Source organism: Pseudomonas sp. NFACC13-1 (assembly GCF_900104425.1).
In the GTDB taxonomy this organism is placed as follows: Bacteria; Pseudomonadota; Gammaproteobacteria; order Pseudomonadales; family Pseudomonadaceae; genus Aquipseudomonas; species Aquipseudomonas fluorescens_AA.
Genome location: NZ_FMXV01000055.1, coordinates 1 through 12,808 on the forward strand (window position 1 = coordinate 1; position 12,808 = coordinate 12,808).

Consider the following 12,808-nt stretch of genomic DNA (forward strand, 5'->3'; position numbering starts at 1 on the left):
GCCCTGGGGTACCTGAACCAACCGCGACTGAGCGAAGAACGCTTCGTCGCCAACCCCTTCAGCCAGGCGCCCGGGGCACGCTTGTACCGCACCGGCGACCTGGTGCGCTGGCGCGCCGACGGCGTGCTGCTGTTCCTGGGGCGCAATGATTTCCAGGTGAAGATCCGTGGCTTTCGCATCGAGTTGGGGGAAATCGAAACCCAACTCAAGGCCTTGCCGGGAATCAGCGAGGCGGTGGTGCTGGCCGATGCCCAGCAACGCCTGCTGGCCTACTTCAGCGCCACCGAGACGCACGAGCCCAACGCCCTGCGCGCCCGCCTGGCGGCCGTGCTGCCGGACTACATGCTGCCGGCGGCTTTCGTCCAGGTGGAAGGTTTCGCGCTGACCGCCAACGGCAAGCTCGACCGCCACGCCCTGCCCGAGCCCGGCGAACAGCATTTCGCCCGGCACTGCTACGAAGCGCCCCAAGGGCCAGTGGAAACCCGCCTCGCCGAGCTGTGGGCCGAGGTCCTCGGAGTGCCGCGGGTCGGTCGGCAAGACAACTTCTTCGCCCTCGGCGGGCATTCGTTGCTGGCGGTGCAGATGGTCGAGCAGTTGCGGGCCGAAGGCTGGCAGCTGGACGTGGGGACCTTGTTCAGCGCGGCGAACCTGCTCAATCTCGCATTGTTGCTGGAGAACCCGTTGGGGCCGGCCAAATCCCAGGCGCTGCCTGAGGCATCCGCCATCGCGCCGGACTGCAAGCGCATCACCCCGGCCATGCTGCCGTTGCTCAGCCTGCCACAGTCGCAGGTCGACCTGATCGTGACGGCGGTGGAAGGCGGCGCCGCCAACGTGCAGGACATCTACCCCCTGGCGCCCCTGCAGGAAGGCTTGCTGTTCCAGCACCTGCTGCAACCGGCCGACGACGCCTACCTGTTACGCGCGACGCTGGCCTTCGACAGCCGCCTACGGCTGGACGCCTTCATCGCCGCCTTCGATCAGGTGATCGCCCGCCATGACATCCTGCGCAGCGCCGTGCTCTGGGAAGGCCTGGACGAGCCGGTGCAAGTGGTCTGGCGCGAGGCGCCCCTGCCGGTGGTCTGGCTGGCGGCATGCGACGCCTTCGCCGAACAGCCCCTGGACATTCGCCGCGCGCCCCTGGCCCAGGCCTACGTGCGCTTCGACATGCCCAGCGGCCAATGGCAGTTGCAGTTGGTCCACCACCACCTGGCCATCGACCACGCCACCCTGGCGCTGTTGTTCGGCGAAGTCCGCACCTTGATGCAAGATCCAGGGCATCCGCTGCCTCCGACCGTGGCGTTTCGCCGGTTCGTCGCCCAGGCCCGCGAGCACCGGCGCCAGGCCAGCGCCGAGGCCTATTTCCAGCGGCTGCTCGGCGGGCTCGACGAACCGACCCTGCCCTACGCCCTGCACGACATCCAGGGTTCCGGCCGCGACAACCGCGAGGCCCAGCGCTCACTCGACCCCGCCCTGGCCCGCCGCCTGCGGCAACTGGCCAAGACCCAGGCGGTGGGTGTCGCCAGCCTGTTCCACTTGGCCTGGGCCATGGTGGTGGGCAAGGCCAGCGGCCGCGACGACGTGGTCTTCGGCACGGTGCTGTTCGGCCGCTTCAGTGCCGGCCAGCAGGTGGAACAGGCCCTGGGGCTGTTCATCAATACCCTGCCCCTGCGCATCGACCTCGACATGCCCCTGTACAGCGCCTTGCGCCAGACCCATGGACGACTGACCGAACTGCTCGCCCATGAACACGCGCCGCTGGCCCTGGCCCAACGTTGCACGGCGCTGCCCACCCAGGCAGCGTTGTTCTCAGCGCTGCTGAACTTTCGCCACAGCCAGGCACAACGCTCGGCCCGCCCAGAGTTCGACCTGCCCGGGGTGCACCTGCTGGGCAGCGAGGAGCGCAGCAACTACCCGTTCTGCCTGTCCATCGATGACCTCGGCGAAGGCTTTGCCCTGACCGGACAGGTCCATCGTTCAGTCTGCGTCGACGCGGTCCTTGCGCAAATGATTCGGGCCCTGGAGGTGGTTGCACAGACCCTGGAAACCGCACCGGCCACCCGTGCCTGTGCCTTGGACATCCTACCTCTGGAGCAACGCCAGCAATTGCTGGAAGCATTCAACGCCACACGGCAGGCGCACCCACGGGACACCCTGCTGCACCAGCCCTTCGAGCGGCAGGCGGCACTGCATCCCGACGCCGTGGCGGCGCAGTTCGAAACGGCCGCGGGAGCCCGGCTCAGCTATGCCCAGCTTAATCAGCAGGCGAACCAGTTGGCCCACGCCCTGCTGACGGCCGGGGTGCGCCCCGATGATCGGGTAGCGATCAGCCTGCAACGTGGTCCAGACCTGTTGGTCGCCCTGCTCGCCACCTTGAAGGCCGGCGCGGCCTACGTACCGCTGGACCCCAACTACCCGCTGGCGCGCCTTGCGCACATGCTCGAAGACTGCGCGCCCCGGCTGGTCCTGAGCAGCCAGGCCGTGGCCAGTGGGTTACCGGCCGCGGCGGTCGAATGTTGGCACCTGGATGCAGCGCAGTTGCGGGACCGGTTGGCGACCTTGCCCACGGAAAACCCCAGAGTTGCGGACCTGGGCCCAACGCACCTGGCCTACGTCATCTACACCTCGGGCTCCACCGGCGTGCCCAAGGGGGTAATGATCGAGCACCGCAACGCCTGCAACTTGCTGCATTGGGCGCTACGCAACTTCGACGCCGAGGAATGGCGCCGCAGCCTGTTCGCCACTTCGATCAACTTCGACCTGGCGGTCTTCGAATGCTTCGTCCCTCTCGCCGCCGGCGCGACCCTGCACCTGGTGGAGAACGCCCTGGCGTTGGTGGCCCGTCCCTGCCCGGTGTCGCTGATCAACAGCGTACCCTCGGCGGTGGAAGAACTGGTCAGGGTCGGCGCCGTCCCGGACAGCACCCGGGTGGTCAACCTGGCGGGCGAACCGCTCAAGCCGCGACTGGTGGAACAATTGTTCGCCCACAGCACGACGCAACGGGTCTGCAATCTCTATGGGCCAACGGAAACCACCACCTATTCCACCTGGCTGTCGATGGACCGTGCCGGGGGCTACCGGCCCGGCATCGGCCGGCCCCTGGACAACACCCGTGTGTACCTGCTCGACCGTCATCGCCAGCCGGTGCCGTTGGGCGTGGCCGGTGAGATCTACATCGGCGGAGCAGGCGTGGCGCGGGGTTACCTCAATCGTGCCGAGCTGACCCAAGAGCGCTTTTTGTCCGACCCCTTCGTCGACGATCCCCTGGCGCGCATGTACCGCACCGGTGACCTGGGGCGCTGGCGGGCCGATGGTTCGCTGGATTACCTGGGACGCAACGATTTCCAGGTCAAGGTCCGCGGGTTCCGCATCGAACTGGGGGAGATCGAAACGCAGTTGCTGGGCATGCCGGCGGTGCGCGAAGCGGTGGTGCTGGCCCAGCCCGGCCCTGCCGGTGATCCGCGGTTGGTGGCCTATCTGATAGCGCAGGTCTCGACCACACCCGTTCCGGACTTGGCTGAAGTACGCGCCTATCTGGAAAGTCGCTTGCCGGACTATATGCTGCCCAGCGCCTGCGTCGCCTTGGAGCAACTGCCACTGACGCCCAACGGCAAACTTGATCGCCAGGCCCTGCCGCTGCCCGAGGCGCAGGCCAGCAGTGTCGCCAGGCAGCCGCCGCAAGGGGACACCGAACGGCGGCTGGCGGCCATCTGGAGCCAAGTGCTGGGCGTCTCGGAAATCAGCCGTGACGACGACTTCTTCAGCCTTGGCGGGCATTCGCTGCTGGCGGTGCAATTACTCGAACAGTTGCGCCGCAATGGCTGGGACCTGGACATACGCAGCGTGTTCGAACGCTCGACACTGGCCGCCCAGGCCCTGCGCCTGGAGAACCTGGCCAGCGCTGCGGCGCCAGTGCCAAGCGTGAGCGCCATCCCGACCCCGTGCGCCCGCATCACCCCGCAGATGCTGGATCTGGTGACCCTTCCCCAGGCGCAGATCGACCTGATCGCGGCGCGAGTGCCCGGCGGCGTCGGTAATATCCAGGACATTTATCCATTGGGCCCCTTGCAGGAGGGCATGCTCTATCACCACCGCGCCCAGCGCGAGGGCGATCGTTATGTGCTGCGCAGCCTGCTGGCCTTCACCGAAGAGGCGCGCCTGCAACGTTTCTGCGCGGCGCTGGGCCAGGTCATCGACCGGCACGACGCGCTGCGCACCCTGGTGCTCTGGGAGGACCTGGAGGAACCCGTGCAGGTGGTGCTGCGGCAGGTCGCGTTCACGCCTCGGCGCCTGGCGCTGGAGGGTGACGACGTCGCGGCGCGGCTGCAGGCCAGTGCCGACCCGCGCCACTACCGTCTCGACCTGCGGCAGGCCCCGTTGATCGAGGCCCGAGCAGCCTTTGACCCGGCGCAGGAGCGCTGGCTGTTGCTGCTGTTGCATCACCATGTGGTGGTCGATCACACCTCCCTGGAATTGATGATCGAAGAGATCGCCCTGATCGAGGGCGGGCGCTCGGCGGACCTGCCGCCGCCCACCGGCACCCGAGCCTTGGTGGCCCAGGCCCGGCGACCAGAAGCGGTGGCCGCCGCCCGCGCTTTTTTCAGCGAGCAGTTGGGCGATCTGGATGAGCCCACCCTGCCCTTCGACCTTGACCTGCAAACCGATCCCCGCTGGCAGGCCCTGGAACACCAGCAGCCGCTGGCGCCGGAGCTGGCGCGCCGCCTGCGTCGCCAGGCCGAGGCCCACGGGGTGAGCGCGGCGAGTGTCTGCCACCTGGCCTGGGCCCTGGTGCTGGGGCGCCTGAGTGGGCGCGACGATGTGGTCTTTGGCACGGTACTGTTCGGCCGCCTGCAGGCTGGCGCCCACGCCGACCGGACCTTGGGCCTGTTCATCAACACCCTTCCACTGCGGGTGCGCCTGGACGGCGGCGTCCACGCCACCCTGCGGCAGGTCCAGGACACCCTCAACGGTCTGCTCTGCCACGAGCAGACCCCGCTGGCCCTGGCCCAGCGTTGCAGCGCGGTAGCGCCGGGGACGGCGTTGTTCAGCACCTTGTTCAATTACCGCTACAGCCATGCCGGCCAGGCCAATGTGCACCAGGCCATGCCCGGTATGACCCTGCTGCACAGCGAGGAGCGAACCCATTACCCCTTCAACCTGGCGGTGGACGATCTGGGCGAAGGTTTCCAGCTGACCGCCCAGACCCACCCCGATCATTCGCCGGAACGGCTGCTGGGCTTCATGCTGGCGGCCCTGTACGCCCTGGTGGATGCACTGGAACAGACCGACGATGGGCACATCCTGTCATTGGAGGTAGTGCCCGCCGCCGAGCAGGCACAGTTGAATCGCCTCAACCCAGCGCTGTCCGTATCAGCGCCCGACGGCACCCTGCACGGGCGCTTCGCCGAGCAGGCCGTTCGCCGCCCCGACGCCCTTGCGCTGATCGACGAGCACCGCCAACTGAGCTTTCGACAGCTCGATGAACAGGCCAACCGCCTGGCCCATCACTTGCTGGACCAGGGCGTACGGCCCGGGCAACGGGTCGCGGTGTGCCTGGACCGCGAAGCGCAGCTGGCGATCGCCTTGCTGGCGGTGTGGAAAGCCGGCTGCGCCTATGTGCCGCTGGATCCTGATTACCCGGCTCCGCGGCTGGCCTTCATGCTGCAAGACAGCGCTCCGGCGGCGCTGCTCACCCAGGAACGAGTGCGCGAGGGGCTGCCGACATTCGACGCCGGGCCGCTGATCTGCCTGGATGCCGTTGGTGCCGCCTGGCAGCAGGCCGCAACCGACGATCCGGACATCGGCACCCAGCCCAGCGACCTCGCCTATCTGATCTACACCTCAGGCTCCACCGGCCAGCCCAAGGGCGTGATGGTCGAGCACCGCTCGGTGCTCAACCTCTGGGCCGGGTTGCACCAGCGTCTGGCAGACCTGCCGGCCGGTACGCGCTGCTCGCTCAACGCCTCGGTGGCCTTCGACGCCTCGGTCCAGCAGTTGTGTCAGTGGCTGAGCGGCCACTGCCTGGTGTTGATTCCAAAACGCGTGCGCCTGGACGCAGCGGCCCTGCTCGATTACCTGCAGAGCCAGCAGGTAACCCTATTCGACTGCACCCCGACCCAGTTGCAGGCGCTGCTCAAGCATCGCCAGACGCTGGCCCTGCCCCAGCCGTTGCCCCGCCACTTGCTGCTCGGCGGCGAGGCCGTCCCCGCAGAGCTCTGGCAGCAACTGGCCGGCGAACCCGGCGTGCGGGTGCTGAACGTCTACGGCCCGACCGAGTGCACGGTCGACACCACCAGCGCCTGGCTGGATCAGCATCCGCTGCCCAGCCTTGGCCTGCCCCTGCCCAATACTCAGGTGCACGTGCTCGATCATCACGGTCGGCGCGCGCCGCTGGGGGTGGTGGGTGAAATCCACATTGGCGGCCGAGGCGTGGCCCGTGGCTACTGGCAGCGCGAGGCGCTAACCCGGGAGCGGTTCATCGCCGACCCGTTCTCGACCCAGCCCGGCGCGCGGCTGTACCGCACAGGCGACCTCGGCCGCTGGGAGCTGGATGGCAGCCTCAGCTACCTTGGCCGCAGCGACTTCCAGGTGAAGATCCATGGGCACCGCATCGAGCTGGGGGAAATCGAAAGCCATCTGTTGGCAATGCCCGGTGTTCGGCAAGCGGTGGTGGTTGGTCGTCCCGATCGCCATGGCGTGGCCCGACTGATCGCGTACCTGCTGGGCGACGCGCCACCGACGCCGGCACAGGCGCGGACGGCCCTGGGCGAACGCTTGCCCGAGTCGATGCTGCCCAGCGCCTATGTGCGCCTCGATAGCCTGCCGTTGACTGCCAACGGCAAGCTCGACCGCAATGCCCTGCCCGACCCCGACGCCCAGGCGTACGTGCAAACCCGTTACGAAGCCCCCCAAGGCGACATCGAAATAGCCCTGGCGGCCATCTGGTGCGAGCTGCTGAACGTCGAGCGGGTCAGCCGGCACGACAACTTCTTCGCCCTCGGCGGCCACTCGCTGATTGCCATGGGACTGGTGGAGCGCATGCGCCAGCACCACCTGCGGGTCGACATCAGCCAATTGTTCACCGCACCGACCCTTGCCGGTCTGGCCGCGGCCACTACTCCATTGAAGGAACTGCTCCTGTGACTGCGGATCAATTGCTGGCTCTGCTCAAACACCGTGGCGTGACCCTGTCGTTGCGCGGCGACCAACTCTCGGTGGTGGCCGATGATGAAGTGCTGGCCGACCAGGCGCTGATCGCCCTCCTGCGCAGCCACAAGCCAGCGCTGATCGAGGCCCTGCGCCAGCCCGCGGCACAGCCCGCCGGCACAAGCGGACTGCCGGCGGGTACCACCGCCATCACCCCGGCGCTGCTCGACCTCTGCCAGCTCGACGCGGCTCAGATCGAGGGCATCGTCGCCAGCGTTCCGGGCGGTGCCGCCAATATCCAGGACATCTATCCGCTGGTGCCCCTGCAGGCCGGCATCCTCTTCCACCACCTGCTCCAGGAACGCGGCGATACCTACCTGCTGCACGTGCTACTGGCCTTCGATGACGAACCGCGCCTGCGCCGCTTCATGGACGCTCTCAACCAGGCCATCGCCCGCCACGACATCCTGCGCACCGCGCTGGCCTGGGAAGGTCTCGACGCGCCGGTCCAGGTGGTGTGGCGTCAGGCCCCGCTGACGCTGGAACTGTGCAGCCCGCCCGCGGGCGACGTGGCCACCGCGTTGCGCGCCTGGACCGATCCCAGGGAGCATCGGCTGGATCTGCGCCAGGCACCCCTGATGCGCGCGGTGGCCGCAGCGGATCCGGCAAACGGTCGCTGGCTGCTGCAACTGCTGCACCACCATGCGGTGATGGACCATACATCGCTGGAGCGGCTGGTGAGCGAGGTCGCGGCGATCCAGCAGGGTCGCCTGGCGGACTTGCAACCGCCACGCCCGTTCCGTGATTTCGTGGTGCGCGCCCGCCAGGGCCTGAGTGAAGCGCAACACGCGGCATTTTTCACCGAGCTGCTTGGCGATATCGACGAGCCCACCGCGCCCTGCGGGCTGCTCGATGTGCGCGGCGACGGCAGCCAGGTGCAGACTCTGGAAGCGCCATTGGCGTTGGATCTGAGCCGGCGCATCCGCGAGCTGTCGCGCCGCCTGGAAGTCAGCAGCGCCAGCCTGTTCCATCTGGCCTGGGCCCTGGTGCTGGGCAAGACCAGTGGCCGTGACGACGTGGTGTTCGGCACGGTGATGTTCGGTCGCCTGCTGGGCGCCGCCGAAGCAGCCACCGCCATGGGCCTGTTCATCAATACATTGCCGTTGCGGGTGCGCCTGGCGGTGCCGGTGAGGCAGGCCCTGCGCGACACCCATGGGTTACTCAGCCGGTTGATCGCCCATGAGCACGCGCCCTTGGGCCTGGCCCAACGCTGCAGCGCGCTGCCCAACGGCACGGCGCTGTTCTCGGCGCTGCTCAACTACCGGCACAGCACGGCCCAGGGGCATGCCCCGGTGCTCGATGGCATGCAGGTTCTGGGCGGTGAGGAACGCACCAACTATCCCTTCAACCTGTCGGTGGACGACCTGGGCGATGGGTTTTCGCTGAGCCTGCAAATCGATCCCCTGGTGGGCGCGGCCCCGGTGCTTGGCTGGCTGCAAACGGCCCTGGATAACCTGCTCGACGCGCTGGAAAGTACACCCCAGCGCCTGGCCTGCCATCTTTCGATACTCCCGGAGGCGGAGCGTGAGCAATTGCTGCGTACGTTCAACGCCACTGCCCGGCCGCTGCCCGAGCGGGACCTGTTGCACCTGGCCCTGGAACGCCAGGCCGAACGCCAGCCCCAGGCCATCGCCGCGCGTTTCGACGCGGCCGATGGCGCCAGTCCGTTGACCTATGGAGCGCTCAACGCCCAGGCCAATCGCCTTGCCCACCTGTTGCTGGGCACAGGCGTGCAGCCGGACAGCCGGGTAGCGATCTGCCTGGAACGCGGCCCGCATCTGCTGGTCGCCCTGCTCGGCATCCTCAAGGCCGGCGCGGCCTATGTGCCGCTGGACCCGGCGTACCCGCGCGAGCGGCTGTCGCACATGCTCGAAGACAGCGCGCCCCCGGCGTTGCTGACCACCACCGCACTGCAAGCCAGCGTGACGGCGCCGGCGGGTTGCGCCGCCCTGTGCCTGGATGATCCGCAGACCCAGGCCCGTCTGGCCGAGCAACCGGCCGACAATCCGGACCCGACGCGCCTGGGCCTGACCGGCGCGCACCTGGCCTACGTGATCTATACGTCGGGCTCCACCGGCCTGCCCAAGGGTGTGATGATCGAGCACCGCAATGCTTGCAACCTGTTGCACTGGGCGCTGCGCGCCTTCGACGCCGAAAGTCTGCGCGAGAGCCTGTTCGCCACCTCGATCAACTTCGACCTGGCGGTCTTCGAATATTTCGTGCCCCTGGCCGCTGGCGCGACCCTGCACCTGGCCACCAATGCCCTGGCCCTGCTCGACCGTCCGGTGCCCGTCACCCTGATCAACAGCGTGCCGTCGGCGCTCGATGCGCTGGTGGGGGCCGCGGCGATCCCGGCCTCGACGCGGGTGGTCAACCTGGCCGGCGAACCACTCAAACAGGGCCTGGTGCAAAGGATCTTCGACCACAGTGACGTGCAGCGCCTGTGCAACCTGTATGGACCATCGGAAACCACCACCTATTCAACCTGGGTGGCGATGGACCGCGCCGAAGGCTTCGTGCCGGGCATCGGTCGACCGCTGGACAACACCCAGGTCTACCTGCTCGATGGGCACCGGCAACTGGTGCCCCGTGGCGTGGTGGGCGAGCTGTACATCGGCGGCGCCGGTGTCGCTCGGGGTTACCTGAACCGGCCGGCGCTGACCGAGGAGCGTTTCCTCCCGGACCCCTTCGCAGCCCAGCCCGGCGCGCGGATGTACCGCACCGGCGACCTCGGTCGCTGGACCGAGGATGGACAACTGCTCTACCTGGGGCGCAACGACTTCCAGGTCAAGGTGCGCGGCTATCGTATCGAACTGGGCGAGATCGAGAGCGCCCTGGCGCGTGTCCCGGGGGTGCAGCACGCCGTGGTCGTGGCTCGTCAGGCGCCGAGCGGCGATGCGCGGCTGGTGGCGTATTGGGTGGCCCAGCCGGAAGCGGCGCCTGACGAGGCGATACTGCGCGACGCCCTGGCGGCGGTATTGCCCGAATACATGCAACCCAGCGCCTACGTGGCCCTGCCCGCCCTGCCACTGACGCCCAACGGCAAGCTCGATCGCAGCGCGCTGCCGGCACCGGAACAGGCCGCCAGCGGACACTTCGAAGCGCCCATGGGGCCGCTGGAAAACCAACTGGCGACGATCTGGGGGCGCCTGTTGGGCCGGCCACGGATCGGCCGCGACGAGCATTTTTTCCAGGCAGGTGGCCACTCTCTGCTGGCGGTGCAACTGGTTTCCCAGCTGCGTCAGCAATTGCGCGTCGAACTGCCTTTGGCCAGTGTGTTCGATCACCCGACGCTGCAACGCCAGGCACGGGCCATCGAAGCCCTGGGCGCAGCCGGGCTCCACGGCGCCGCGCCGATCCCGGCCGGTCCACGGCCGGCGCGGCTGCCGTTGTCGTTTGCCCAACAACGCCTGTGGTTCATCGCACACCTGGATGCCCAGGCCAGCGCGGCCTACCACATGGCCGGAGGCCTGCGGCTGCGCGGTGAGCTCAATGAAGCGGCCCTGGGCGCCGCGCTGGCGCGCATCGTCGAGCGGCACGAAGCCTTGCGCAGCCGTTTTGTGTCCGACGGCGGCGAGCCGTGCCAGGTGGTGGATCCCGGGCATTCGCTGGTGATGCCGTGCCTTGACCTGCGGGATCTGTCGCCGGCGCAGTTGCAGGCCCATTACGCCGCTGAAGCCCAGGCGCCTTTCGATCTGGCCGGCGGCCCGCTATTTCGCACCCGCCTGTTGCGCTTGGCCGAGCAGGAGCACGTCCTGCTGGTGACCCTGCACCACATTGTCGGCGACGCCTGGTCCCTGGGCGTGCTGACCCGGGAATTGAGCGAGCTGTACCGGGCTTTCTGCCGGGGGCAAGCCGATCCGTTACCACCGCTGGCCATCCAGTACGCCGACTATGCCCTGTGGCAACGCTCCCCGCGCCAGGCGCAACGCATCGCTGAGCAACTGAACTACTGGCGCACCCAGCTGGCCGACGCGCCCCCTTCGTTGAACCTGGCCTTGGACCGGCCGCGCCCGGCCCGACAGGACTTCACCGGTGCCAGCCTGGAGCTGAGCATCGACGCCACGCTGGTGCGGTCCCTCAAGCACTTGAACGAACGCCACGGCACGACATTGTTCATGACCGTGCTGGCCGCCTGGTCGGTGGTCCTTGGCCGGTTGTCGGGCCAGGATGACCTGGTCATCGGCTCGGTGCTGGCGAATCGCACCCGTGCCGAGGTCGAGCCGCTGATCGGCTTTTTCGTGAACACTCAGGCGTTGCGGGTGCGCCTCGACCGGGTCAGCCAGGTCGGCGAGCTGCTGGCCCAGGTGCGGCGCACCGCGCTGGATGCCCAGGCCCATCAGGAGCTGGCTTTCGAGCAATTGGTGGAAGCCTTGAACCCGTCGCGTTCGTTGGCTCACAGTCCGATCTTCCAGGTCATGCTGGCCTGGCAGAATGCTCCGCAGCCGAGCCTGGCCCTGGGCGACCTGGAAGTGACCCCGTTGTCCACCGGTGAGGACAGCGCCAAGTTCGACCTGACCCTGAACCTGTATGAGCGCGACGGCGTGATCGGCGGCCGGCTGACCTACGCCACGGCGCTGTTCGCCCCCGGTACCGTGGAGCGTCACTGGCAGGCGCTGTGCGCCACGTTGCAGGCGATGGTCGAGAACGACCAACTGCCGCTCCATGCGCTGTCGATCCTTGGCGCGGACGAACGTCGGCAGGTGCTCCACGGATTCAATGAAACCACCCGCGATTACCCTGCCGACGAGCCCCTGCACCGTCTGTTCGAGGCCCAGGCCCAGCGCCGGCCCGACGCTACTGCGGTGCAGGACGGCGAACACTTGCTCAGTTACCGCCAGCTCGACCAACAGGCCGAGCAGCTCGCGCACTGGTTGGCCGAGCACGGCGTCACCCCGGGCGCTCGGGTCGCCCTGAGCCTTGCGCGGGGCCCGCGTTTGGTCACGGCGATCCTGGCGATCCTGAAAAGCGGCGCGACCTACGTGCCCATCGATACTGCCACCCCGCTGCAGCGTCAACGCGCGTTGCTGGACGACTGTGCCAGCGCCTGGCTGCTCTGTGACAACCCGGACGCGCCGGTGCAAGGTATCGGCTACCAGATCTTGTGCCCTTGGGATCGCCTTGCGACCGCGGGCGAAGCCACCCCGCCGCGTCAGCCTGTCACAGTGTCGAGCGAGGCGCCGGCCTACATCATGTACACCTCCGGTTCCACCGGAACGCCCAAGGGCGTGCAAGTGCCGCACCGCGCCATCACCCGGCTGGTGCGCAACAACGGCTTCGCCGGGTTCACCGCCCAGGACCGCTTCGCCCTCGCCGCCAACCCGGCCTTCGACGCCAGTACCCTGGAGATCTGGGGCGCGCTGCTCAACGGTGGCTGCCTGGTGGTCTGCCCGAGGGAAACACTGCTGGACGCGGCCCGCTTCAACGAGCACCTGCTGCGCCACGAAGTCAGCGTGCTCTGGCTCACCGCCGGGCTGTTCCATCAGTACGCCGAGGCCCTGGCACCGGCCTTCGGCGCGCTGCGCTACCTGATGGTCGGCGGCGACGTGCTCGATCCGCGGCGCATCGAAAAGGTCCTGCGCCATTCGCCGCCCCAGCACCTGCT

At 68.1% G+C, this 12,808-nt stretch carries 2 protein-coding genes; both read left to right on the forward strand.

Annotated elements, in window-relative coordinates; translation table 11 throughout:
* Nucleotides 1-7,140: non-ribosomal peptide synthetase (locus tag BLQ55_RS30810; protein ID WP_143011815.1), on the forward strand; the 7,140-nt coding region annotated here is incomplete at its 5' end.
* Nucleotides 7,137-12,808 (forward strand): non-ribosomal peptide synthetase (locus tag BLQ55_RS30815; protein WP_176814272.1); only part of this gene is annotated, 5,672 nt, incomplete at its 3' end. The genes BLQ55_RS30810 and BLQ55_RS30815, both read left to right, overlap by 4 nt.